The organism is Neisseria weixii, from assembly GCF_002327085.1.
GTDB classification, from domain to species: Bacteria; Pseudomonadota; Gammaproteobacteria; order Burkholderiales; family Neisseriaceae; genus Neisseria; species Neisseria weixii.
Genome location: NZ_CP023429.1, coordinates 1705414 through 1728998, shown reverse-complemented (window position 1 = coordinate 1728998; position 23585 = coordinate 1705414). Strand labels below are relative to the sequence as shown.

Annotated in this window: 18 protein-coding genes, 2 tRNA genes, 3 rRNA genes and 4 pseudogenes; 21 read left to right on the top strand and 6 right to left on the bottom strand. The window is 52.5% G+C overall.

The annotated features are described in order from the left end of the window. The first annotated feature begins 2 nt into the window (after positions 1-2). On the top strand, positions 3-2606 hold the full coding sequence (locus CGZ65_RS08800; protein WP_096295553.1) for a restriction endonuclease: 2604 nt from the start codon (positions 3-5) through the stop codon (positions 2604-2606). 65 nt (positions 2607-2671) lie between these two features. Here the strand turns inward: CGZ65_RS08800 and coaBC are convergent. After that, positions 2672-3852: pseudogene (gene coaBC / locus CGZ65_RS08795) on the bottom strand (bifunctional phosphopantothenoylcysteine decarboxylase/phosphopantothenate--cysteine ligase CoaBC). Positions 3853-4363: 511 nt separating this feature from the next. Here coaBC and CGZ65_RS08790 point away from each other — a divergent pair. From CGZ65_RS08790 to CGZ65_RS14195, 7 genes and pseudogenes are all read left to right on the top strand, one after another. Beyond that, positions 4364-5903: ribosomal RNA gene (locus CGZ65_RS08790) — 16S ribosomal RNA — on the top strand. 129 nt (positions 5904-6032) lie between these two features. Further along, positions 6033-6109, top strand: a tRNA-Ile gene (locus CGZ65_RS08785). 11 nt (positions 6110-6120) lie between these two features. Beyond that, positions 6121-6196, top strand: a tRNA-Ala gene (locus tag CGZ65_RS08780). A gap of 425 nt (positions 6197-6621) precedes the next feature. Continuing rightward, positions 6622-9512: ribosomal RNA gene (locus CGZ65_RS08775) — 23S ribosomal RNA — on the top strand. A 121-nt stretch (positions 9513-9633) separates the two neighbouring features. Beyond that, positions 9634-9747 (top strand): 5S ribosomal RNA (gene rrf, locus CGZ65_RS08770). The 16S, 23S and 5S rRNA genes sit together here with 2 tRNA genes alongside, the layout of an rRNA operon. A gap of 180 nt (positions 9748-9927) precedes the next feature. Next, positions 9928-10214 (top strand): annotated as a pseudogene (locus CGZ65_RS08765) (ComEA family DNA-binding protein). A 411-nt stretch (positions 10215-10625) separates the two neighbouring features. Then, positions 10626-11242: pseudogene (locus tag CGZ65_RS14195) on the top strand (transposase); the annotation flags it as partial. Between the two features lie 137 nt (positions 11243-11379). On the opposite strand, the gene CGZ65_RS08750 reads toward CGZ65_RS14195, so the two are convergent. The 4 genes from CGZ65_RS08750 to CGZ65_RS08725 form a co-directional block, all read right to left on the bottom strand. Beyond that, positions 11380-11820, bottom strand: coding sequence for a phage virion morphogenesis protein (locus CGZ65_RS08750; RefSeq protein WP_096295069.1), 441 nt, complete (start codon positions 11818-11820; stop codon positions 11380-11382). A gap of 186 nt (positions 11821-12006) precedes the next feature. Then, positions 12007-12912 (bottom strand): phage head morphogenesis protein, encoded by a 906-nt coding sequence (locus tag CGZ65_RS08740; RefSeq protein ID WP_096295070.1) that lies wholly within the window; start codon positions 12910-12912, stop codon positions 12007-12009. Then, positions 12909-14414 carry a DUF935 domain-containing protein gene (locus CGZ65_RS08735; protein WP_096295550.1) on the bottom strand — a complete coding sequence of 502 codons (1506 nt, stop codon included), beginning with the start codon at positions 14412-14414 and terminating at the stop codon, positions 12909-12911. Before CGZ65_RS08735 ends, CGZ65_RS08740 begins: the two co-directional genes overlap by 4 nt. Positions 14415-14585: 171 nt before the next feature. Then, positions 14586-14891 (bottom strand): hypothetical protein, encoded by a 306-nt coding sequence (locus CGZ65_RS08725; RefSeq protein ID WP_415906952.1) that lies wholly within the window; start codon positions 14889-14891, stop codon positions 14586-14588. A gap of 3 nt (positions 14892-14894) precedes the next feature. Between CGZ65_RS08725 and CGZ65_RS08720 the strand changes: the two are divergent. The 4 genes and pseudogenes from CGZ65_RS08720 to CGZ65_RS08705 all read left to right on the top strand — a co-directional run. After that, a pseudogene (locus tag CGZ65_RS08720) lies at positions 14895-15209 on the top strand (phage tail sheath family protein); the annotation flags it as partial. An 11-nt stretch (positions 15210-15220) separates the two neighbouring features. Next, positions 15221-15739: a phage major tail tube protein gene (locus CGZ65_RS08715; protein ID WP_096295548.1), complete on the top strand. Its 519-nt coding sequence runs from the start codon at positions 15221-15223 to the stop codon at positions 15737-15739. Positions 15740-15848: 109 nt separating this feature from the next. Next, on the top strand, positions 15849-16154 hold the full coding sequence (locus CGZ65_RS08710) for a phage tail assembly protein (RefSeq protein WP_096295547.1): 306 nt from the start codon (positions 15849-15851) through the stop codon (positions 16152-16154). A 22-nt stretch (positions 16155-16176) separates the two neighbouring features. Then, positions 16177-16320: a GpE family phage tail protein gene (locus CGZ65_RS08705; RefSeq protein WP_198345270.1), complete on the top strand. Its 144-nt coding sequence runs from the start codon at positions 16177-16179 to the stop codon at positions 16318-16320. Here CGZ65_RS08705 and CGZ65_RS08700 read toward each other — a convergent pair. After that, positions 16317-16589, bottom strand: coding sequence for a hypothetical protein (locus CGZ65_RS08700; protein WP_096295546.1), 273 nt, complete (start codon positions 16587-16589; stop codon positions 16317-16319). The genes CGZ65_RS08705 and CGZ65_RS08700 overlap by 4 nt on opposite strands. 42 nt (positions 16590-16631) lie before the next feature. On the opposite strand from CGZ65_RS08700, the gene CGZ65_RS14190 reads away from it, so the two are divergent. The 9 genes from CGZ65_RS14190 to CGZ65_RS08660 all read left to right on the top strand — a co-directional run bounded on the left by CGZ65_RS14190 (position 16632) and on the right by CGZ65_RS08660 (position 23583). Continuing rightward, on the top strand, positions 16632-17615 hold the full coding sequence (locus tag CGZ65_RS14190) for a phage tail tape measure protein (RefSeq protein WP_232507414.1): 984 nt from the start codon (positions 16632-16634) through the stop codon (positions 17613-17615). Beyond that, positions 17615-18688 carry a phage tail tape measure protein gene (locus CGZ65_RS14185; RefSeq protein ID WP_232507413.1) on the top strand — a complete coding sequence of 358 codons (1074 nt, stop codon included), beginning with the start codon at positions 17615-17617 and terminating at the stop codon, positions 18686-18688. Before CGZ65_RS14190 ends, CGZ65_RS14185 begins: the two co-directional genes overlap by 1 nt. Further along, complete coding sequence (locus CGZ65_RS08690; protein ID WP_096295545.1) at positions 18685-19209, top strand: hypothetical protein; 525 nt, start codon at positions 18685-18687, stop codon at positions 19207-19209. Before CGZ65_RS14185 ends, CGZ65_RS08690 begins: the two co-directional genes overlap by 4 nt. Then, entirely contained in the window at positions 19209-20105 is an 897-nt protein-coding gene (locus CGZ65_RS08685) for a phage tail protein (RefSeq protein ID WP_096295109.1), read from the top strand. The genes CGZ65_RS08690 and CGZ65_RS08685 overlap by 1 nt, the downstream gene beginning before the upstream one ends. Continuing rightward, entirely contained in the window at positions 20102-20329 is a 228-nt protein-coding gene (locus CGZ65_RS08680; RefSeq protein WP_096295110.1) for a tail protein X, read from the top strand. Before CGZ65_RS08685 ends, CGZ65_RS08680 begins: the two co-directional genes overlap by 4 nt. Beyond that, positions 20329-21432: a phage late control D family protein gene (locus tag CGZ65_RS08675; protein ID WP_096295111.1), complete on the top strand. Its 1104-nt coding sequence runs from the start codon at positions 20329-20331 to the stop codon at positions 21430-21432. The genes CGZ65_RS08680 and CGZ65_RS08675 overlap by 1 nt, the downstream gene beginning before the upstream one ends. Next, the gene (locus CGZ65_RS08670; RefSeq protein WP_198345269.1) at positions 21416-21994 is read left to right on the top strand and encodes a phage baseplate assembly protein V; all 579 of its coding nucleotides are present in this window, start codon (positions 21416-21418) and stop codon (positions 21992-21994) included. Before CGZ65_RS08675 ends, CGZ65_RS08670 begins: the two co-directional genes overlap by 17 nt. 78 nt (positions 21995-22072) lie before the next feature. Next, a complete protein-coding gene (locus CGZ65_RS08665; RefSeq protein WP_096295112.1) occupies positions 22073-22450 on the top strand; it encodes a GPW/gp25 family protein in 378 nt (125 codons plus the stop codon). Beyond that, on the top strand, positions 22441-23583 hold the full coding sequence (locus CGZ65_RS08660; RefSeq protein WP_096295113.1) for a baseplate assembly protein: 1143 nt from the start codon (positions 22441-22443) through the stop codon (positions 23581-23583). Before CGZ65_RS08665 ends, CGZ65_RS08660 begins: the two co-directional genes overlap by 10 nt. Positions 23584-23585 lie beyond the last annotated feature (2 nt).

Below are 23585 nucleotides of genomic sequence, written 5' to 3'. Positions count from 1 at the left end.
GGATGGAATTGAAATTTGAACAGTTGGATTATCAGCACGAAGCCGTTAACGCGGTGGTGCGTTTGTTTCAGGGCGAACCCAATCAGAAGCAAACCTTTGCTTTGCAGTCGGGTTTTTCGCCTGTTGTGGGCAATCGGCGCGTTTTGCCGTTGGACGGAATCGGCAAAAATTTAAACGGAGTGCAAAAAGATTCCGGTCTGCCTGAAACGCAAATCGGCGAACACGGCTTGAATTTTTCCGTAGAAATGGAAACGGGAACAGGCAAAACTTATGTGTATTTGCGGACGATTTTTGAATTGAACCGCCAATACGGTTGGCGGAAATTTGTGATTGTCGTGCCGGGCGTGGCGATTCGTGAAGGCGTGTTGCAGAGCATTCGCGCGATGACGGCGCATTTTCAGACGGCCTTTGACGGCGTGCATTTTACCCATTCGGTGTACAGCAGCGACCGTTTGAACCGCTTGCGCAGCTTTGCCACCGGCACGCACATCGATATTTTGATTATGAATATTGACGCATTCAAAAAAGACGGCAATGTGATTAACCGCGCCAATGAAAGCGGCGAAGCCCCTATTTTGCAAATCAGCCAAACCCACCCGATTGTGATTGTGGACGAACCGCAAAATATGGAAACCGATTTGGCAAAACAAGCGATTGATTCGTTAAACCCTTTGTTTGTGTTGCGTTATTCCGCCACGCATAAAAATCCATATCACAAAATTTACAGCTTAAATCCCGTGCAAGCCTATAACAAAAAATTGGTGAAGCAGATTGAAGTAGAACCTGTATTGGCGCAAAACGATGTGAATGGCGCGTATGTGGTGCTGAAAGAGTTTGTGGCGGGCAAGAAAAAGCTGGCTGCCAAAGTGGACATTCATTTCAATAAAAAAGAAGTGAAAAAGAAAACGGTCAGCGTGTCTTCTGGCGATGATTTGTTTGACAAATCAGGCGGTAATGAAAGTTACCGGCACGGTTTTATTGTTAATGGCTTGGACGCGGAATCGGGCGAAATGGCGTTATCAAACGGCCAAATCATCACGCTGGGCGAAGGCGATGATTTAATCCGCGACGAAATCATGAAAAAGCAGATGGAATGCACGATTAAAGAGCATTTGAAAAAAGAGAAGCGTTTAAACCCGAAAGGGATTAAGGTTTTATCGTTGTTTTTTATTGATAAAGTGGCGAATTATCGTGAAAACAGCAAATTTGCGCGTTGGTTTGCGGAAATTTACGAGCGCGAAACGGGCGAAAGTGCAAACGGTGTGCATGACGGCTATTTTTCGCAAGACAAAGGCAAGGACAAAGACACCAACGGCAACAGCAAAGCCGATGAAGACACTTACAATCTGATTATGAAAGATAAGGAAAAATTGTTGTCGTTTGACAGCAGATTGCGCTTTATTTTTTCGCATTCCGCGCTGAAAGAAGGCTGGGACAATCCGAATGTGTTTCAAATCTGTACGCTCAACGAAACACGTTCGCCGATTAAAAAACGGCAGGAAATCGGGCGCGGTTTGCGCTTGGCGGTTAATCAAAAAGGAGAGCGGGTGCGCGATGACGGCGTGAATATTCTGACCGTGATTCCGAATGAAAGCTATGAAAGTTTTGCCGCCAATCTGCAAAAAGAATACGAAGAAGAATGCGGTATCCAATTTGGTAACGGCGGCGTGAAAAAGGCGAGTGACAGAACCCGGCAGACGTATCGCAAAGGTTTTACGCTAGACCCTGAATTTTTGGCAATTTGGCAGAAATTGTGTTGCAAAACCCGTTACCAAGTGGCATTTGAACGCGAGCATTTGATTCAGGCAGCCTGCAAATTGATTAAAAATATGCCGCCTATTCAAAAAGCGCAATTAGTCGTGCAAAAAGCCAAACTCAAGCAAACGCAAACAGACGGCATTTGGGGCGAAGAAATGTATTCGCACAATCATGCGCTGGAAAATGATTGGGAAATACCCGATGTGTTGTATGAAATCCAACGCAAAACGCAACTCACGCGCCAAACGATTTTTGAGATTATCCAGCAATCCGAGCGGATTGGCGAATTGACGAATAATCCGCAACGTTTTGTGGATTTGGTTAGCGAGAAAATTTTGTTGGCATTGCATGGTTTGATGATTGACGGCATTGAGTATTTAAGACAGCCTGAGAAAGATCAAACGGCATACACGCAAAGTTTGGCCCGTTGGCGCGATTTGGAACAAAACGGCGCGGAATTTTTTAAAAATGAGCATACTTTCGCCATTGAAAATGCCGATAAAACGATTTTTGCGGATTATATTTCGCTGGATTCCGGCACAGAAAACACGTTTGCCCGACAATGTGAAAGCCATGAAGATGTGCGTTTGTATTTCAAATTGCCCGATTGGTTTAAAATTCCTACGCCGATTGGCCATTACAATCCCGATTGGGCGATTGTGATGAATCACCATGACAAAGTTTACTTTGTTGCCGAAACCAAAAATACAGGCAAAGGCATTCAAGACGGCGTAGATTTGGCTAAATTGTATTTGGAAGAACAGCAAAAAATTGCGTGCGCGAAAAAGCATTTTGCCGTGTTTGACGGGGTAAACTATCGTGTGGTGGAAAAGCTAAGTGAATTGTGATTACGAAATGCCGTCTGAAAAAACGAAATCGGAATGTTTCAGACGGCATTTTTATTTAAAAACCGTTAAATCAGTTCGGCCAAACGCTTCACAATCTCTTTGGCAGCCTGCTGTTTGCTGCTTTCGGGGAACGTGGTTTCTTGTCCGTCATCAATAATCGTAATCTGATTGGTGGCTTTGCCCATCGCTTGCGATACTTGGTTGGCAACAATCATCGGAATGTTTTTACGTAGGCGTTTGGTGCGGGCATATTCCAATACGTTTTCACTTTCGGCGGCGAAACCGATACAAAATGGCGGATGAGGTAGCGCAGCCACCGAAGCAAGAATATCGGGATTTTCGGCAAGTTCGATAACGGGCGGTTTGCCGCTGCCGTCTTTTTTCAGTTTTTGTTTGCTGGCATTGCTCACTTTATAGTCGGCAACGGCGGCAACGGAGATAAAGGCGTCTTGTTTTTCTATATGCTGGTGTACGGCGCGATACATGGCTTCTGCGCTGACTGCCTGCTGGATATGGTGCAAACCGGCAGGGAATGCCGTCTGAATTTGACCGTAGATTAAGGTGACTTCTGCACCGGCTGCGCGGCAAGCACGTGCCAATGCGATGCCCATTTGCCCGCTGGAAATATTGGTAATCCGCGAACGGGATCGATGGCTTCAAAAGTTGCGCCCGCAGTCATCAGGATTTTTTTGCCGGCAAGGGCTTTGGGTGTCCATAAATCGGGGATTAAATCAGCCAGCTCTACTGCTTCCGGCATGCGTCCGACACCGGTTTCGCCGCAAGCCTGTTCGCCGCTGCTGGGCTGAAACACGGTGATGCCGTCTGAAACCAGTTGCTTAATATTGCGCTGATTGGCGGGGTTGAACCACATTTCTACATTCATTGCAGGGGCCACGGCCATTGGGCATTTGCGTGCGGCGGCGAGGTTGCTTAATAAATTATCTGCAATACCGTTGGCGATTTTGGCAATGGTGTTGGCGGTTGCCGGCGCAATTACAAAAACATCGGCTTCTCGCGTTAAGTTGATATGTGCCATGCCGTTACCACCCGATTCACCGGTGTGGGTATCAAATAAAACAGGATTGCCGCTTAATGCTTGAAAAGTCAGCGGCGACACAAATTCTGTTGCTGAACGGCTCATCGCTACGGTAACCGAATGCCCCTGTTTTTTTAGTAGGCGTGCCAGTTCGCAAGATTTATAAGCCGCAATGCCGCCGCTGATGCCCAATAGAATGTGTTTGCTCATATCAATAAAATTTGTATCTATAACTAAAAAGAAATGGAATATTGCCACTATATCATGAAGTATAGACATAGGCCGTCTGAAAAATTTGATTTCAGACGGCCTATGTTGATTGAGTGGCTGCTGTTTGGTATGGGGTTTTGAGATTTTTGTAATTTAGTAAGGATTAAATCTGATTGTAAAACAGCGGGTTGATGATTTTGTCAGGGGATGGTGTTGGATTTGGGTTGACGGGTTCGGTGGAGGGGGTATAGTTCGGTCTTCGCTGCTGACGCGGTGGCGAAACGAACTGATAATTATAGCACGGTTGATTTGATTTTTCGATGGATTTTGAAAAAAGAGTTGACGAGTGGTTTTAGTGGTGTAATAATTCGGTTCTTGCTCTTTAACAAACAGATTACCGATAAGTGTGAGTGCGGCAAGCCTCACACTGCGACAAAAACAGACAAGATGTAGATTTTCTATTCTTTGTCGGTTTCTTTGAAGCAGACCAGAAGTTATAAAGTTAGAGATTAAACATAAGAGTTTGATCCTGGCTCAGATTGAACGCTGGCGGCATGCTTTACACATGCAAGTCGGACGGCAGCACAGAGAAGCTTGCTTCTTGGGTGGCGAGTGGCGAACGGGTGAGTAATATATCGGAACGTACCGAGTAGTGGGGGATAACTAATCGAAAGATTAGCTAATACCGCATATTCTCTAAGGAGGAAAGCCGGGGACCTTCGGGCCTGGCGCTATTTGAGCGGCCGATATCTGATTAGCTGGTTGGTGGGGTAAAGGCCTACCAAGGCGACGATCAGTAGCGGGTCTGAGAGGATGATCCGCCACACTGGGACTGAGACACGGCCCAGACTCCTACGGGAGGCAGCAGTGGGGAATTTTGGACAATGGGCGCAAGCCTGATCCAGCCATGCCGCGTGTCTGAAGAAGGCCTTCGGGTTGTAAAGGACTTTTGTCAGGGAAGAAAAGGCAGTTGCTAATATCAGCTGCTGATGACGGTACCTGAAGAATAAGCACCGGCTAACTACGTGCCAGCAGCCGCGGTAATACGTAGGGTGCGAGCGTTAATCGGAATTACTGGGCGTAAAGCGAGCGCAGACGGTTAGTTAAGCAAGATGTGAAATCCCCGGGCTCAACCTGGGAACTGCGTTTTGAACTGGCTGGCTAGAGTGTGTCAGAGGGGGTAGAATTCCACGTGTAGCAGTGAAATGCGTAGAGATGTGGAGGAATACCGATGGCGAAGGCAGCCCCCTGGGATAACACTGACGTTCATGCTCGAAAGCGTGGGTAGCAAACAGGATTAGATACCCTGGTAGTCCACGCCCTAAACGATGTCAATTAGCTGTTGGGCAACTTGATTGCTTAGTAGCGTAGCTAACGCGTGAAATTGACCGCCTGGGGAGTACGGTCGCAAGATTAAAACTCAAAGGAATTGACGGGGACCCGCACAAGCGGTGGATGATGTGGATTAATTCGATGCAACGCGAAGAACCTTACCTGGTCTTGACATGTACGGAATCCTCCAGAGACGGAGGAGTGCCTTCGGGAGCCGTAACACAGGTGCTGCATGGCTGTCGTCAGCTCGTGTCGTGAGATGTTGGGTTAAGTCCCGCAACGAGCGCAACCCTTGTCATTAGTTGCCATCATTTGGTTGGGCACTCTAATGAGACTGCCGGTGACAAGCCGGAGGAAGGTGGGGATGACGTCAAGTCCTCATGGCCCTTATGACCAGGGCTTCACACGTCATACAATGGTCGGTACAGAGGGTAGCCAAGCCGCGAGGTGGAGCCAATCTCACAAAACCGATCGTAGTCCGGATTGCACTCTGCAACTCGAGTGCATGAAGTCGGAATCGCTAGTAATCGCAGGTCAGCATACTGCGGTGAATACGTTCCCGGGTCTTGTACACACCGCCCGTCACACCATGGGAGTGGGGGATACCAGAAGTAGATAGGGTAACCGTAAGGAGCCCGTTTACCACGGTATGCTTCATGACTGGGGTGAAGTCGTAACAAGGTAGCCGTAGGGGAACCTGCGGCTGGATCACCTCCTTTCTAGAGAAAAGAAGAGGTTTTTCGCATTCACACTTATCGGTAAACTGTAGAAGATGCAAAAGATATTGAGAAATCAAAAAAAGAACAGTTTAAAAGCTGAACTTAAACCGATTTCAAAATAACGACCTTGGGTTTGTAGCTCAGCTGGTTAGAGCACACGCTTGATAAGCGTGGGGTCGGAGGTTCAAGTCCTCCCAGACCCACCACAACTCATACTGGGGGCATAGCTCAGTTGGTAGAGCACCTGCTTTGCAAGCAGGGGGTCATCGGTTCGATCCCGTTTGCCTCCACCAAAAACTTTGCAAATCAAAGTCAGTTGGCAGAAGTTAATATAAAAAAGCGCGTAGCGCTGATTTTTTGTTTAACGACTGAAGAAGCTTGACTGCAAAAAGAAGGCTGATATAATGGCCAGCTCATTTTGATTTGCGAAGACAATAGCAATATTGGAAAGCATCGATCTTTAACAAATTGGAAAGCCGAAATCAACAAACAAAGACAAAGTTGATTTACTTTGACAGTTAGCTATTTGCAAATAGCTGGTTGTGACAAAGAAGTAAATCACAGGATTTGGGTGATGATTGTATCGACTTAGCCCTGAAACACAAAAGGCAGGGTTAAGACACAACAAAGCAGTAAGCTTTATCAAAGTAAAAACATCTAGTTCCACTACTCGTCAACGGTAGTGCGGATTAAGTCAAAGAGGTTCTTGAAATGATAGAGTCAAGTGAATAAGTGCATCAGGTGGATGCCTTGGCGATGATAGGCGACGAAGGACGTGTAAGCCTGCGAAAAGCGTGGGGGAGCTGGCAATAAAGCTTTGATCCCGCGATGTCCGAATGGGGAAACCCACTGCATACTGTGCAGTATCCTAAGCTGAATACATAGGCTTAGAGAAGCGAACCCGGAGAACTGAACCATCTAAGTACCCGGAGGAAAAGAAATCAACCGAGATTCCGCAAGTAGTGGCGAGCGAACGCGGAGGAGCCTGTACATGATAATTGTTGAGATAGAAGAACAAGCTGGGAAGCTTGACCATAGTGGGTGATAGTCCCGTATTCGAAATCTGATCAATGGTACTAAGCGTACGACAAGTAGGGCGGGACACGAGAAATCCTGTCTGAATATGGGGGACCATCCTCCAAGGCTAAATACTCATCATCGACCGATAGTGAACCAGTACCGTGAGGGAAAGGCGAAAAGAACCCCGGGAGGGGAGTGAAATAGAACCTGAAACCTGATGCATACAAACAGTGGGAGCGGACGTGTTCCGTGACTGCGTACCTTTTGTATAATGGGTCAACGACTTACGTTCAGTAGCGAGCTTAACCGGATAGGGGAGGCGTAGGGAAACCGAGTCTTAATAGGGCGACTAGTTGCTGGGCGTAGACCCGAAACCGAGTGATCTATCCATGGCCAGGATGAAGGTGCGGTAACACGCACTGGAGGTCCGAACCCACGCATGTTGCAAAATGCGGGGATGAGCTGTGGATAGGGGTGAAAGGCTAAACAAACTCGGAGATAGCTGGTTCTCCCCGAAAACTATTTAGGTAGTGCCTTGAGAATGAGACTGATGGGGGTAAAGCACTGTTATGGCTAGGGGGTTATTGCAACTTACCAACCCATGGCAAACTAAGAATACCATCAAGTTGCTCCTCGGGAGACAGACAGCGGGTGCTAACGTCCGTTGTCAAGAGGGAAACAACCCAGACCGCCAGCTAAGGTCCCAAATGATAGATTAAGTGGTAAACGAAGTGGGAAGGCCCAGACAGCCAGGATGTTGGCTTAGAAGCAGCCATCATTTAAAGAAAGCGTAATAGCTCACTGGTCGAGTCGTCCTGCGCGGAAGATGTAACGGGGCTCAAATCTATAACCGAAGCTGCGGATACGTGTTTACACGTATGGTAGGGGAGCGTTCTGTAGGCCGAAGAAGGTGCATTGAGAAGTGTGCTGGAGGTATCAGAAGTGCGAATGTTGACATGAGTAGCGATAAAGCGGGTGAAAAGCCCGCTCGCCGAAAGCCCAAGGTTTCCTACGCAACGTTCATCGGCGTAGGGTGAGTCGGCTCCTAAGGCGAGGCAGAAATGCGTAGTCGATGGGAAACAGGTTAATATTCCTGTACTTTGATTCAATGCGATGTGGGGACGGAGAAGGTTAGGTTAGCAAACTGTTGGAATAGTTTGTTTAAGCCGGTAGGTGGAAGACTTAGGCAAATCCGGGTCTTCTTAACACCGAGAAGTGATGACGAGGCACCAAGGTGCTGAAGTAACCGATACCACGCTTCCAGGAAAAGCCACTAAGCTTCAGTTGAATCAGAACCGTACCGCAAACCGACACAGGTGGGCAGGATGAGAATTCTAAGGCGCTTGAGAGAACTCAGGAGAAGGAACTCGGCAAATTGATACCGTAACTTCGGGAGAAGGTATGCCCTTCGATGTTAAGCCCTTGCGGTGTAAGCATTGGAGGGTCGCAGAGAATCGGTGGCTGCGACTGTTTATTAAAAACACAGCACTCTGCTAACACGAAAGTGGACGTATAGGGTGTGACGCCTGCCCGGTGCTGGAAGGTTAATTGAAGATGTGCAAGCATCGGATCGAAGCCCCAGTAAACGGCGGCCGTAACTATAACGGTCCTAAGGTAGCGAAATTCCTTGTCGGGTAAGTTCCGACCCGCACGAATGGCGTAACGATGGCCACACTGTCTCCTCCTGAGACTCAGCGAAGTTGAAGTGGTTGTGAAGATGCAATCTACCCGCTGCTAGACGGAAAGACCCCGTGAACCTTTACTGTAGCTTTGCATTGGACTTTGAAGTCACTTGTGTAGGATAGGTGGGAGGCTTAGAAGCAGAGACGCCAGTTTCTGTGGAGCCGTCCTTGAAATACCACCCTGGTGACTTTGAGGTTCTAACCCAGACCCGTAATCCGGGTCGGGGACCGTGCATGGTAGGCAGTTTGACTGGGGCGGTCTCCTCCCAAAGAGTAACGGAGGAGTTCGAAGGTTACCTAGGTCCGGTCGGAAATCGGACTGATAGTGCAATGGCAAAAGGTAGCTTAACTGCGAGACCGACAAGTCGAGCAGGTGCGAAAGCAGGACATAGTGATCCGGTGGTTCTGTATGGAAGGGCCATCGCTCAACGGATAAAAGGTACTCCGGGGATAACAGGCTGATTCCGCCCAAGAGTTCATATCGACGGCGGAGTTTGGCACCTCGATGTCGGCTCATCACATCCTGGGGCTGTAGTCGGTCCCAAGGGTATGGCTGTTCGCCATTTAAAGTGGTACGTGAGCTGGGTTTAAAACGTCGTGAGACAGTTTGGTCCCTATCTGCAGTGGGCGTTGGAAGTTTGACGGGGGCTGCTCCTAGTACGAGAGGACCGGAGTGGACGAACCTCTGGTGTACCGGTTGTCACGCCAGTGGCATAGCCGGGTAGCTAAGTTCGGAAGAGATAAGCGCTGAAAGCATCTAAGCGCGAAACTCGCCTGAAGATGAGACTTCCCTGAGGATTTAATCCTCCTAAAGAGTCGTTCGAGACCAGGACGTTGATAGGTCGGGTGTGGAAGCGCAGTAATGCGTGAAGCTAACCGATACTAATTGCTCGTGAGGCTTGACTCTATCATTTGAAGGATTTCAAATGATAAAAGCTTACTGATGATTCAGTCATCACCAAAAGTTGATTAAAGAATAAATAAGTGCAGGAGACTGCATAACGGCTTACCGATTTGTACAGTTTAAGTTTGGCGGCCATAGCGAGTTGGTCCCACGCCTTCCCATCCCGAACAGGACCGTGAAACGACTCAGCGCCGATGATAGTGTGGTTCTTCCATGTGAAAGTAGGTCACTGCCAAACACCCATTCCGAAGCCTCTGACTCTGTCAGGGGCTTCTTTACGCCCGGCAAGTATGCAGCCAAAGTGTGGTGATGATGAAACAATTCTGAAACGGTCAGCAGATAAAGTTTGCGTTATTGATATTGAGTAAATATAATTTACGGTATTATCAACATATTCAGGAGAAAACGCATGAATCCGATGAAGAAAATCATCTTCTACGCACTGACCACTTTAGTTGCTTCCGTCTCTGCTGCCGCGGTGAACGTCAACACCGCTTCCGAGAGTGAACTGACCGCACTGCCGGGAGTAGGTCCGGCCAAAGCCAAAGCGATTGTAGAATACCGCAAACAGCATGGTAACTTTAAGACCTTGGACGAACTGAAAAACGTCAAAGGTATTGGGAAGGCATCTTCTCGAAACTGAAGAATGAAGCCACTGTTGCTGCGCCTGCTAAGAAAACTGCGCAGACTGCGGTGAAAAAGTAGGGTTGTGGCTGATGGTAAGGGCATAGAGCAGGTGGGGAGCGGCCGTCTGAAACACACGTGTTTCAGACGGCCTTTTGTACTTGATGACATCAATAGAAGAAAACCTTATTGGTAATCAAACAAATAAAATTAGGGGCTATTCTAAATAACTAGGATAAATTCTGTTTTACTAGATGGTGTAGCCACAATCGGCATGCATGAGATTAGCCAGCCTTCATCCAACATTCTACGTTCCTCCCATGAAACAACTCGCCCACCGCCGCCACGACTTCACAGACCATACTAGCAGTGGTATGGCTACGAGATGCCGGTAAAATTCGTGCTAAGAGAAGGCAGTGCGGCAGATTGAGACCTTTGCAAAAAAACCAAAACTCCCCTAAATTCCCCTAAAGAATTCAGAGGCGTTTTTTTATGAGCAGCTTCTTCCACCAACAAGCCCGAATCATGATGAGCAAACATACCGACAGCTGCCCGTTGCTCAAAATTAACCGGCTGCCCGATTGGCAGCCCGCCGGACAACTGCCCAACCGGCAAAAGACCCGTTACATCCGCGGCCACCGCGGCCGCCCCGCCTATCCGCTGCCGCCCGTGCTCAAAGCCGTATTGCCCGGCCAATGGCACAACCTCTCCGATCCGGAATCGGAACGCTGTTCAGCCGCCCGTCCGGATTTCTGCTTCTTCTGCGGCTTTGATGAAGCCGCCTTACCCGGCCGCAGCACCCCTGCCGTTTCCGCAACCGGCCGTCACAGGATGACGCCTTAGCCCGGCTTCCCGAACCGGTTAACCGCCGGCTGACCGAAAAAGGCTTAAAAACAGAGAAAGCCCCGGCAGCAGTGATTGACGCCGCCATCATCCAAACTGCCGGCGGCAAACAGCGTCAGGCTGTCGAAACCGATGAAAACGGCATCACTGCCGAAACCCTGCCCGGCAAAGACAAGGATGCGCGCCGGGTGAAGAAAGAGGGCAGATTCACCTTGGGCTGCAAACAACACACCCGAACCGGTTCGGAAGGCTGTATTGAAACCCTTTGAGATAAATATATAGACTCTGTGAGATAAATGGGATTCAGGTGGATGTCGGCGGATGCTGTGGGATAGAGGATTTGCAATAATGTTGCATATGGTGCAATAAAAATAGACGGGCAGATTTTGCCCGTTTTTTGTTTTTAGAGGCCTGCTTTGAGTGATTCGATGGCGATGTCGATGAGTTTTTTCTCGGCTCCGTTTTGCAGTTGACCGCTGCCGTTGATGGGGAGGTATGGTCTGGCCGGGATGGTGACTTTTCTTCCGCGTCCTGCTTGGCCGCCGAGGTGGTGGATTGCGGCGTATTTTTTGTTGCTGCCGATTTGGGCGAAGCCGTTTCCGGTTTTGGTGGAGATACTGGCGGCGAGTTGGCCGGTCAGTTGCAAGGTTTTGCCGCTGTCGGCGGCACGTTTGCTTTGTTTCCACTTTTCACTGCCCCAGCTTTCGTTTTCGAAGTTGTCTTCTGTAAGGGAGACCATTTCGGTGGCGATGGCACGCATCATGGGGCGGGTGTCGGTGGCGTTTTTGAGCAGCCGGTTGAGGCCGTGTTCCAGTTGGTCGGCATCTAAACTGATTTCAAGCATATTCGTTTTCCGTTACGTCGCAATTAAATAAATCGGCTAGGTTTTTCATCAGAATGAATGCCTGATGGCCATCTATTCTGATGGTAATGTCTCTATGTATAAGTAAGACGCTGTTTAAACCGACGGTGTGGTCAACTTTAATTTCACAAGCTTGGTCTTTATCCGATAAGTCAAGATGTACCATTTTTATCCTTTAAGTAAATTAAGTACCCAAGCCAGTTCCGCCGCTGACAATGCTGCTTTGAATTTGGCGTTGCCCATCATGGTTTTGAGTGCGATACGGGCGATGTCGGGATGGACGGCCTGTGCTTTCTGCACCGCCACCGAAGCCATGCGCGAGAGCATGGCTTGGCCTTGGTTGGCGTTGAAGCCTGCGCTGGGGGCGACGAATTTGCCGCCGATGCGGATGCCCGTGCGTTGGGCGTAGCGTTCTTCGCCTGTGTATTCGTTGGTGCCGATGTCGATGGTTTGGGTTTCCAGCATCGGGCTGGGTAACACTTTGGCTTCGCCTGCTGCACGCGATAATGGACGCACGCGGCAGCGGCAGCGGAAATCGAGCGGCGGATACAGGGTGTCCCAAACCGGGTCGCCGGCACGGTACACACGGCCGTGCAGCAGGCGGTGGCTGTCGCGGGTGCGGCTGTCGTTGATGGCCACATATTGCCAATACGGGTGTGTGCCTACCGAGTCCATCATCTCGGCATAGCGGCCTGCCATGTAGGCTGACTGCATGTTGGTGAGGTAGATGGTTTTCAGGCGGTGCGGCGTGCCGAGTGTGGCCGTCTGAATGCCGCCTGTGTCAGGATTGGTAACTTCTTGTCTGCCCCACCAGCCTTTTCCTTGCAAAACGGGCGTGAGCTGGCGGGTGAACTCTTCCAAGGTCTCGCCGTTTTCAGCCGCGTGAACTACCGCTTTATAGATGTCTTCGGCCACGTCCATACCCGCGGTTTTGGCCACGGTAAACGCGGTAGCGTGCGTGTCGTCCAGTATATCCTGCCAGTCCCACGAGACGTTCACGCCTTTTTGCTTCAGATATTCAACTGCCGCTTCGGGTGTCATGCCGAACACGGCTTTAATGTCTTCGGGATTCATACCAACTCTCCACGTGCTTCAATGCGTCCGACCAAGTCCGACAGAAAAATCACGCGAGCCAGCTCGTTCTGCAGGTCGGCATCGTCCATATTCGGAAAGGCTTCGGCCAAACGGTCAAGGATATTGTCTTCGGTTTCGCCCTTTTGAATTTCGGCGGCCAAAACAGCGGTTAAGGCTTGGCTTTGTGCGTTCAGACGGCCTGTATCGGGCGCGAGCGTGTCGATGATTAAGCCTGCATCGGTGTGGTTATGCTCGGCAAAGTCGGCCGACGGTTTTTTGCTGCGCGGAAACTCACTGCGTTCGTTTTCAGACGGCATGACCGGGCTTTCCGCCTGTTCGACAATATCGCCATCCTCCAAACCGTAGGTGCGTTTCCAGTATTGCGGCGTAAATTTCAGGCCCGAATCGGCCAAGGTTTTATCCCGTTCGGCACGTTCTTTGGTGCCGGCTTCTTCATTTTCAAACAACTCGAACTTGGGCGCAGGAACATCGCCGAAATTCAGTTCCACCACCCATGCAATCAGTTGATTAAACGTAGTTTCCACGATACGGCTGTCGCTGTCTCGGATGTCGGCGGCCACTTCCAAGCCCGCCGCCGCGCTGGCGTGGTTGGTGTCTTTGTCGGTGGTTTGGTCTTGGCCGAGCAGCGCGATGTTGATTTCGCTGCGGCAGTAGCGGATGAGCTTGTCGTAAGCATCGACCGATGAGGATTTACCGCTGGCTTCGTGGATTTCCACGCTGGAATCGTTGGGAATCGTACCAACCGAGTTTGCGATCAGGGCTTCCAGCGCGTCGAGCAGCTTTTCGGTATCGTCGGGGGTATTGCTGCGCGGCTCTTTGCCGATGAGCCACGGCGCACCATATTTTTCTGTGAACTGCACCCAGAATTTCAGGCCGCCGCGTTTGAAAGTTACCAGCCAGAACACCAAGCCCAAATCGCCCAAACCGTAGGGGTTGAGATAATCGGCTTCGTGGGTCGGACAGAGGAATTTATACGGCGGCAGCGGCTCTTGCTTGAGGCCGTTTTGCGTATAAACCAACTCGTTTTGTCCATCAAACCCGAACCATTCCTGCGGCTTGGCCACAATTTCAGATGGCAGCCACTGCGTATCCTGCTGCCAAATCAGCTCAATGGGTTGATAACCGAACAGCGGCGCGTTGAGAATGTCTTTAATCAGACGGTAAACATCGGTTTCGGCCAGCCAGTTCTCGACGAATTGACGCACGTTTTCCGGCACATCATCGCCCGTAAGCTGCCAATCCAGCCGCGCGACGGCGGCTTTTCGGCGGCGTACCAGACTGCCGACCAAAGGGTCGCGCAGTAGCTCACGGTACACGGAAATTTGCCTGCCCGCTTTGCGCAAAATCGGGTCGGGATTGGGCAGCCAACCGTTGAAGCCACCTAGAAACTGGCGTGATACGGCGATATGGCTGCTCAGGTCTTCGGGTTTGAAGGTTACGCCCTTGCCGTTCAGTTTGAGTTTGAAATGCGGTTTTTTCATTTTTCAGACGGCCTTATTAATAGTGAATCTTTTGCTTACTGATTTTGCCGCAGCAAGCACATTGCCTCAGATGGACAAACCCGATTGGTCGCTCATCTGTTTCGTTCTTGTACAAGGGGATGATTGTCAAATTTTGCCATCGGTGAATACCGAACAAGCACGAAAATTTCATCAAAATCCTCCTGTCAGTCTGCTACGGCGTTTGATTTTACGGCTGGCCACGCGTACCGGCCCGGCATTCAGCTCGCGGCTGGCGTAGTGCGCCAGCACCAAGGCAATGGCCGCGTCGCCGTGGCGTTTTCTGCCGTCCGTGCCTTTGGTGCGGGTATCGGGGATACGCGGTACGCCGCGAACCAGCTCGAAGGCACGCAAATCGGCAAGGATGTCTTTGTCGCGCGGCAAGCCGTCGAGCGTGCCGTCTTCCAGCGCGGCCTTGAACGGCGCGGTGTGGCTGCGGTACCAGTTTTCCGACAACATTAAGTGGCGCAGCGCACGGGCGATTTGATTGACGAATCCATCCGTCGCGCCGAGCTGCAATACGTTGACCGCCCGATTGATGATGCCCTCATCGACAGCTTGGTCGAAACCGTGCGCACCTATCTGGGTACGCTGCCGAGTATCGTCGGCTTTGAAGTGGGCTTGGACTACGATTACGACCTGCCCGATGCGTTCAGTAAAGACCAAGTCCCCATCAAATACGACTACACGCCCAAGCTGCCGGCCGAGCGCATCACCAATACCAGCGTAATGACGCGCAAATACTTGGTCAACCTCGCCTCCGGCAACAGCAATTAAGGAGCTGACACATGAGCGATTACATCCGCGCGATTTACAACGCCAACGTTTACGTTGACGGCAACAGCCTGTTGGGCAAGGCATCCGAAGTCAAACTGCCTGATTTTGAAATCAGCCAAGACGAACACAAAGGCTTGGGCTTGTTTGCCACCATCAAGCTGCCATCGGGTGCCGAAGCCTTGGAAGGCGAAATCACTTGGAACAGCGTCTATCCCGAAGTGGCCGAAAAACTCTACAACCCGTTTCGCGGTGCGCAACTGATGGTGCGTGCCAACCAGCAGCTGCACGATGCGGCGGGTTTGGCCAAGGAAGTGCCGGTGGTAACGTTTTTAACCGTGCTGCCGAGCAAAAACGGCTTGGGCACGTTTAAGCCGAAAGAAAAATCGGAACACAACACCACCTATCAGGCCACCAAAATCCGCCAAGTCATCGACGGGCGCGAAGTGCTGTATTTCAACGCGTTTAAGAATATTTACCGCGTCGGCGGCAAAGACGTGTTGGCGCAGATGCGCAAAAACATCGGCGCGTAGGTTTTAAGACGTATTAAAAGCCGTTTCAGACGGCCTTTGGCAGAATCGCTGTATCTCCCGCAGATACAGCGATTTTTATTTGTATTGAACTTTTAAAAAGGATTGAAAAATGAACGAAGCACAGAAACTGCAAGAAGACTTGGGCGTAAGCCAAACCGTGAAGCTGAAATATCCGGTGCGCTTGGCGACGGGCGAAACGCTGACTGAGCTGAAGCTGCGACGCCCTCGCGTGGGCGATTTTCGTGCCGTGGCGCATTTGAGCGGCGATGCCGAACAGGAACTGGCGATTTTTGCGCGCATTACGGGCTTGGTACCTGAAGACTTGGACGAGCTGGATTTTGCCGATTACAAACAGATGCAAGACTGGTTTCGCCGCTCGCAAGAAGGCAGATCCGAATCAGCCGCCGCTGAGTAGGCAGGAAGCCGACGCACGACTCTTGAATGCAGCGGCAGACGTGGCTTGGTGGTTCGGTTGGAGCGTGCAAGACGTGTATGCGCTGCCGCTGGATGAATTTGAAGACTGGTTAAACGAAGCAACCCGCCAGATTAAGGCGGGTTATGGAAGAACTAGCAGTTTTTAAGTCAGTTTGTCTTTGATAAAGACCAGCCCTGCGGCCAAGCCGCCAACAGCTAAACTAAGCAGCATAGCTGGTAGGCCACCGAGCAGCAGATAAAGTGCGACTGCCGCGGCGAGGATAATAATCAGGGGCAAGACCAATTCAACTAAGGGAGCAGACGAATAGGCAACGAACGCCAAGGCTACCGCTGCCAAATACAGTACAAAGCAGGCATGAAATGCCGCATCACTGACGCGGTGGAAAATTTTCCCGTATTTTTCGGTTGCGTACATGATTCCCTCCTAATGTTTCCATCATAAAGGTTAATAGCAAAAATGGCAAACGGATTCACACTGGGCATTACCGTCGGCGCATCCGTTGGTGCGGCGGTAGCCGGCATCAAATCCGTCAAATCTTCTTTGGACGTGCTGGATAAAACCAGTGCTAATTTGGCTGCACGGCAAAAACTGCTCGGCCAAACTTTGGAAAACCCGTTGCGGATGACCCGCAGCCGCGTCGGTGAGCTGAAGCGCGAATACGATCAGCTCGGCCGCACTATTGCTAAGATTGATGCCAAACGTGCCGATGTTGCTGTTTTGCAGCAGAAACGACAGCAACATTACGACAAACGCCATAACTTTAAAGATGAGATTTTAGGTGCTGCTACTGCCGCCGGTGCGGTGGCTGTACCGGTTAAGCTGGCGGTTGCGTTTGAGTCGTCAATGGCTGATGTACGCAAAGTCGTCGATTTCGATACGCCGCAGCAGTTTAAGGAAATGGAACAGGACATCTTAAAGATGACTCGCACCATTCCGATGGCAGGCAGCGAATTGGCCAAAATCGCTGCATCCGGTGGCCAATTGGGTATTGCACGCCAAGATATTCCGGCCTTTACCGAGACCATCGCCAAGATGTCGGTGGCTTTTGATATGACCGCCGAACAAGCAGGCGACAGCATGGCGAAGCTGGCCAATGTCTACAACATCCCGATTGCCCAAATCGGCAAACTCGGCGATGCCGTCAACCATTTATCCAACAACAGTCCGGCTAAGGCTTCGGACATTGTCAATACGCTCGGACGAGTCGGCGGTGTGGCCAAACAGTTCGGCCTGACCGAACTTCAGACGGCTTCGCTTGCCAATGCCTTTATCAGCTTGGGCAAAACACCTGAAGTGGCCGGTACCGCCGTCAACGGTATGCTGACCAAGCTGATGACGGCAGACAAGCAGGGCAAAAAATTCCAAGCCGTTTTGGAAGGCATGGGTACGGATGCCAAAACCCTGAAAAAGCGATTACCGAAAACGGCGAACAGGCGCTGATGGATTTCCTGAAGCAGATTGAAAAGCTGCCGAAAGAAAACCAGATGGGTGCGTTGGTGGATTTGTTCGGCTTGGAATATGCCGATGATGTAGCCGCGTTGGTTGGCGGTTTGGATACCTATAAAAAGTCCGTTCAAGAGCTGCAAAAAGCAGGAAAAGACGGCAAGCTCGAATTTATGGGCAGTATGGAGAAAGAGTTTGCTGCGCGTTCGACGACAACAGCCAACAATTGGCAGCTTTTGAAAAACGGGCTGGCTGAAATCGGCATTACCATAGGCAGCGTGCTGCTGCCTGCCTTGAACCAAATGATAAATGGCGTCAAACCGCTTATTAACGGTTTTGCCGATTGGGCAGCTAAGAACCCGGAGTTTGCCAATACCCTGTTTTATGTGGCGGCAGGTATGGCCTCGCTCAAAGCCGGCAGTTTCGTTTTCCGATTTTTGGGGAATGAAATCGGTGGCCTGATGACTTCTTTCCGCTTGGCCAAAACCCTGTTGGGTGCGGACTGGATGGCAACGGTCTTACGGTTTAAATCGGGAGTGGGATTTTTGGCCAGAGGCTTCGGTCTGCTTAAAACTGTATTCTCTGCTTTCGGCAGCGGAGTGATGACGGTTATCCGCTTCCTGCCTATGCTGGCTTCGGGCTTTCTCAAACTCGGCATGGCGCTGATGACCAACCCCATTTTCCTCGCACTCGGTTTACTGGCCGCGGCCGCCTATCTGCTCTACACCAACTGGGAAGGCGTGGTCGGCGGAGCCAAGGCACTGTGGCAGGATTTGGGCAACTTCTTCGGCAGTCTGTGGACATCGGTTACGACTGCATTTCAGACGGCATGGAGCGGTCTGACCACATGGTTTTCGGTGGTTTGGCTCAACATCACAACGTTGCTGTCGGCGGTGTGGGAGAGCATCAAAACCACGGTATCGACCGCGTGGGAAAGTATCAAGGCCTTTTTCTCGACCGGCATTGCCGCGCTCTTAAACCTGATCCTGACCTTCTCGCCGGTTACCGCCTTTATGACGGCCTTCCAATCGGTATGGACTTGGTTGTCGGGCTTGGGGCGACCTTTATGAGCTACGGCGGCATGATGATAGACGGGCTGGTCAACGGCATTACGGCAGGTATCGGCCGCGTGGTCGGTGCGGTGCAGAACGTGGTGTCGATGGCCAAATCCGCATTTACCTCCGACCGCAAAGGCATGGGCATCCACTCGCCCAGCCGTGTGTTCCAAGGCTACGGCGGCTTTATGACCGAGGGTCTGGCCATCGGTATCCGCCGCACGGCGGCACGTCCCGTACAGGCCGTCGGCGCATGGGTAGGCCGTCTGAAAGAGCGTTTCGGCAGCCGTGTGGGCAGTCTGCGTGCCGATTTGGCCGCATGCATTTCAAGCAGCGTCGCAGATTTTGCCTCGGCGCGCACACAACAGGCGCAGGCGGCTGCGGGAGCAGGCGGCATTACCGTGAACTTTAACCCGACCATCCATGCCCCGGGCGGCGATCCTGCGCAAATTCATACGGCCTTGCAGATGGGCTTGCGCGAATTTGAAACGCTGTTTCAGCGCATGATGGCCGACCGCGAACGGAGGGCTTACTGATGTATGCACAATTGGGCGATATTCGCTTCGAGCTGCTGCAGAGTTTCAGCAGCTTGGAAGCTACCTACACGGCGAAGTTTGCCAAGCACGAAGTACTGGCGGGACGGCCACGTTTGCAGGCTTTGGAGAACGAGCTGACCGAGCTGCGTTTCTCGCTGAAGCTGCATTGGCTGCTGGGCAATCCCGACACGGCCTACAAGGGGCTGCTGGCGGCATTGGAGGTGAAACAGGCGGTATCGCTGGTTTACGGCAGCGGCCGCTTTGCGGGCTGGTGGGTAATTGAGCGGCTGACCGAGCGCACACTGATACAGGACGCGCAAGGCCGCACGGCCGCGCGCGAATTGGATGTGGAGCTGACCGAGTTTGTCGGTGACCCGAACAATCCGCTGCCCACCCCTGCCGTGATGGGCGGCAAACAGAATCCGCTGCTGTCGCTCTTGCCCGAATCGGTACAGGCGCAAGCAGACGAAGTGATGAAAGCCGTGGAAACGGGCGTGAAAATCTACCGTGCGGCGGAAAGCGGCCTAGATGAGATGCAATCGCTGCTGACGGCGGCCAAAACCTTGAAACACGACCCTGCCGCGCTGTTGAACCTTGCCGGAGACGCTTTTGGCTCGGGAAGCGGCGTGTTGGCCAAACTGAACGGCCTGCCCGAAGTGACCGCCGTGTTGGGCGATTTGTCGGGCGCGGCGCAGATGGCCGAACAACTCGGCCAAACCGGAACGCTGCTGGGCGGTACGGTGGCCGGATTAAGGAGCGGCATTGAGGGCGGCACGGTCGGTAGCTGGCTGGATGCGGCGGTGTCGGGTGTCGAATCGGCGGCCGGTGTGGTGCAGAATGCTTCTGCCGCTGCCGAAACGCTGACCGGCCTGCTGGCCGCAAGGAGAGAGGTATGAGTGCGGTTTTACACCACACCACGCGCGCGGGCGACCGCTGGGATTTGATTGCCCACAAGCATTACGGCAATGCGCTGATGATTGATGGGCTGATTGCGGCCAATCCGCACCTGCCCCTAGCCGAAGAATTTTCAGACGGCCTGACCGTGTTTGTGCCGGTGTTGGAAAGCAAGCCGAAAAACAGTCAGGCGGATATGCCGCCTTGGTTGCGGAGGGATAAATAATGGACGTTTTGGGCGCATTTTTGCAGCAGGCGGGTTTGGTTTCGGCCAACGTCCACCCCGTTACCCAACCCGATTTCCTGCTGGCTTACGAGCAACAGGACATTACCGCCGACATCAAACCCTATCTGCTGTCGCTGACCTACACCGATTATCTGGGCGGCCAGTCAGACGAATTACAGGTGGATTTCGAAGACACCGACGGCCGATGGCTCTCCGGCTGGTATCCCGAACAGGGCGACGCGCTGAACCTGTCTCTGGGCGACCAGTTCACGGGCTTGGTGGATTTGGGCAGCTTTGAGATTGCCGAAATCGAGTACAGCCATCCGCCAAGCGTGGTGTCGCTGAAAGCCTTGTCCACAGGGATTACCAAAGCCAACCGCACCCTGCAGGCCAAAGCCTATGAAAAAACCACGTTGGCCAAAATCGTGCGCATGGTGTCAGGCCGTCTGAAACTGAAAGTGGACGGTGAGTGTGAACATATTGAAATCGAACGCGTGACCCAGTATCAGGAGCGCGACATCGAGTTTTTGGCACGCTTGGCCAAACAATACGGCCACACCTTCAAAATCGCCGGCGACACTTTGGTGTTTATGAGTAATGCGAAGCTGGCCGAACGCGAACCCGCGGCCGAGCTGCTGCCTGCCGACATGATCCGCGTGCGGCTGCGCGATTTGATTAAAGGCGTGCCGGGCAAGGCGGTGGTAACGGGTTACGACCCGAAAACCAAAAAAAGCCATGAAACCGAGCGTAAAGCCCGCCCGCGCCGCCCGAACGCCAAACGCGGCACATCGGGCGACACGCTCAAAATCATCCCCAACAAAGGCGAGAGCCAAGCGCAGACCAATGCCCGCGCCGATGCTGCTTTGGCCGATGCGCAGGATGAGCAATGCGCCGGCAATGTGACCGTGGTCGGCAACGCCAAGCTGGTGGCCGGGCAAGTCGTTATGCTGAAAAGCCACGGCAAATTCAGCGGCCGCTATATGGTCAAGCAGGCACGCCACAGCTATGACCGCATGAGCGGCTACACAACCGATTTGGAAATCAAAATGCTGGAATACATTCCCGAAACCGGACAGGAGGCAGGCAATGCTGCAAACCCATGATTTCACCGCCACCATGCAGTTCGGCATTGTGGCCGCGGTCGATGAAGCGGCGCACAACCTGCGCGTGCGGCTGCCCGCGCTGGAAAACCTGGAAACCGACTGGCTGCCGATGATTACCCCTGCGGCAGGCGGTAATCAGTTTTACAGTCTGCCCGACGAGGGCGAGCTGGTGGTATGCCTCTTGGACGCGCGTGGCGAAACGGGCTGTGTGGTCGGTGCTATTTACAATGCGGTTGACAAACCGCCCGCGGCCGACAAAGACAAATGGGTGCGCCGGTTTAAAAACGGCACGGTTATCGAACATGACCGCCAAACGGGTGACGTGCTGGTTAAAACGCAAGGTGTGGTAACGATTGATGCCGATGCTGTAGTGAAAAAAACGCTGACCGTTAACGGCCTGTTTACCTATACCGCCGGTATGTCGGGCAAAGGCGGCAGCGGAGCGGCAGCAAAAATTGACGGTGCCATCGAAGCCACGGGCGACATCAAGTCCAAAGGCATCAGCCTGCCCGACCACCATCACGACGGCGACAGCGGCGGCAAAACCGGAAAGCCCGAGTAGTTTTAATCCGCATTAAAAGCCGTTTCAGACGGCCTTACCTACAATCCCTGTATCCACCAACGATACAGGGGTTTTTTCATGGAGTTTTCCACGCCTGTTTCCAAACACTGGCAGCTTGCCCAAGGCGGCAGCGGGCTGTCTCAGGGTGTGGACGACATCGACCTGTGTATCCACACCATTTTGTCCACCCGCAAAGGTTCGGACGTGACCCGTCCCGATTTCGGCAGCAACCATTTCGACTGGATTGACGCGCCGGAAGACGTGTTTGTTCCCAACGCCGTGCGCGAGGTGGTGCTGGCCGTTCAGACGTGGGAAAAACGTGTGCTGGTGGACAACGTAACCTTTTCGGGCAACGCGCCGCACATCACGATGACCGTGCATTGGCGCGTGGCCGATGACGTGGCAGGCGAGATTTACGCCACGCAAGTGATTTTGGAGCAGGCAGCATGGATTTAGCAAAACTCAAACGTGCCCACGTGAAGGTGGTGGACGACGATTTGGCCAAAGTGCTGGCCGAAACCATCGCCGACTACGAACAGCGCAGCGGCAAGACCTTACAGCCCGCACACATTGAGCGGCTGCTGATTAATACCTATGCCTACCGGGAAACATTGGTGCGCCAGTCGCTCAATGAAGCCTACCGCCAGCAGCACCCGCGCTTTGCCACGGGCTTGATGCTGGATTTGTGCGGCGACGACGTGAATACGCCGCGTCTGCTCGCGTCGGCCGCCCGCTGCACCATCCGTTTTACCGCCGATTTGAGCGGTGTTCAGACGGCCTATATCCCCGTCGGTACGCAGGTGGCCGCGGGCGAAGTGGTGTTTGCCACCACCGAAGCGGCCGAACTCTCGGCTGCACGCAAACAGGCCGACTTGCAGGCCGTCTGTACGCAAAGCGGCGCGGCGGGCAACGGCTGGGCGGCAGGCCAAATCAGCAACCTGCTGACTGCGTTTTCAGACGGCCTGAACGTCAAGGCCGTCAATATCAGCGTACCTTCGGGCGGTACGGATGTCGAAACCGACGATGCCTACCGCGAGCGTATCCTGCTTGCGCCGGAGAGCTTTTCGGTAGCCGGGCCGGTGGGCGCATACGAGTATTTCGCGCGCCGCGTGAACCCGGCCATCTGCGATGTCCATGTGGACAATAAAAAAACCGCCTCGGGCGAGCCGATAGGCGGGCAGGTGCAGGTAACGGTGCTGACCAAAAACGGCCTGCCCTCGGAAGAGCTGCTGCGCGAAGTGGCCAAAGCCCTGAGCCACGAACGCGTGCGGCCGCTGTGCGACACCGTGACCGTATCGGCACCGACGGCGGTGGATTACGCACTCGATGCCGAGCTGGTGCTGTTTACGGGGATTAATCCTGCCGAAGCCGTGGCCGCTGCCGAAGCGGCGTGGGCGGCCTATGAAGCCGCTCGGCGCGAACAACTGGGCAGGGATATTGTGCCGCTGGACATTCAGACGGCCTTAAAGGTGGCGGGTGTGTACAACGTGGTGCTGCACAACCTGCCGCTTAAGGTGGTGGCCGCCAATCAGTGGGCGCGCAGCACCTCGGTGCGCATCCGCGCCGCCGCCCAAACGGTGGAGGGTTAAAA

Excerpts from the sequence above, each read along its gene's own strand:
- CGZ65_RS08800 (WP_096295553.1), top strand. The coding sequence starts at position 3 with ATGGAATTGAAATTTGAACAGTTGGATTATCAGCACGAAGCCGTTAAC.
- CGZ65_RS08750 (WP_096295069.1), bottom strand. The coding sequence starts at position 11,820 with ATGCTTGAAATCAGTTTAGATGCCGACCAACTGGAACACGGCCTCAAC.
- CGZ65_RS08740 (WP_096295070.1), bottom strand. The coding sequence starts at position 12,912 with ATGAATCCCGAAGACATTAAAGCCGTGTTCGGCATGACACCCGAAGCG.
- CGZ65_RS08735 (WP_096295550.1), bottom strand. The coding sequence starts at position 14,414 with ATGAAAAAACCGCATTTCAAACTCAAACTGAACGGCAAGGGCGTAACC.
- CGZ65_RS08725 (WP_415906952.1), bottom strand. The coding sequence starts at position 14,891 with ATGTTGTCGGAAAACTGGTACCGCAGCCACACCGCGCCGTTCAAGGCC.
- CGZ65_RS08715 (WP_096295548.1), top strand. The coding sequence starts at position 15,221 with ATGAGCGATTACATCCGCGCGATTTACAACGCCAACGTTTACGTTGAC.
- CGZ65_RS08710 (WP_096295547.1), top strand. The coding sequence starts at position 15,849 with ATGAACGAAGCACAGAAACTGCAAGAAGACTTGGGCGTAAGCCAAACC.
- CGZ65_RS08700 (WP_096295546.1), bottom strand. The coding sequence starts at position 16,589 with ATGTACGCAACCGAAAAATACGGGAAAATTTTCCACCGCGTCAGTGAT.
- CGZ65_RS14190 (WP_232507414.1), top strand. The coding sequence starts at position 16,632 with ATGGCAAACGGATTCACACTGGGCATTACCGTCGGCGCATCCGTTGGT.
- CGZ65_RS14185 (WP_232507413.1), top strand. The coding sequence starts at position 17,615 with ATGGATTTCCTGAAGCAGATTGAAAAGCTGCCGAAAGAAAACCAGATG.
- CGZ65_RS08690 (WP_096295545.1), top strand. The coding sequence starts at position 18,685 with ATGAGCTACGGCGGCATGATGATAGACGGGCTGGTCAACGGCATTACG.
- CGZ65_RS08685 (WP_096295109.1), top strand. The coding sequence starts at position 19,209 with ATGTATGCACAATTGGGCGATATTCGCTTCGAGCTGCTGCAGAGTTTC.
- CGZ65_RS08680 (WP_096295110.1), top strand. The coding sequence starts at position 20,102 with ATGAGTGCGGTTTTACACCACACCACGCGCGCGGGCGACCGCTGGGAT.
- CGZ65_RS08675 (WP_096295111.1), top strand. The coding sequence starts at position 20,329 with ATGGACGTTTTGGGCGCATTTTTGCAGCAGGCGGGTTTGGTTTCGGCC.
- CGZ65_RS08670 (WP_198345269.1), top strand. The coding sequence starts at position 21,416 with ATGCTGCAAACCCATGATTTCACCGCCACCATGCAGTTCGGCATTGTG.
- CGZ65_RS08665 (WP_096295112.1), top strand. The coding sequence starts at position 22,073 with ATGGAGTTTTCCACGCCTGTTTCCAAACACTGGCAGCTTGCCCAAGGC.
- CGZ65_RS08660 (WP_096295113.1), top strand. The coding sequence starts at position 22,441 with ATGGATTTAGCAAAACTCAAACGTGCCCACGTGAAGGTGGTGGACGAC.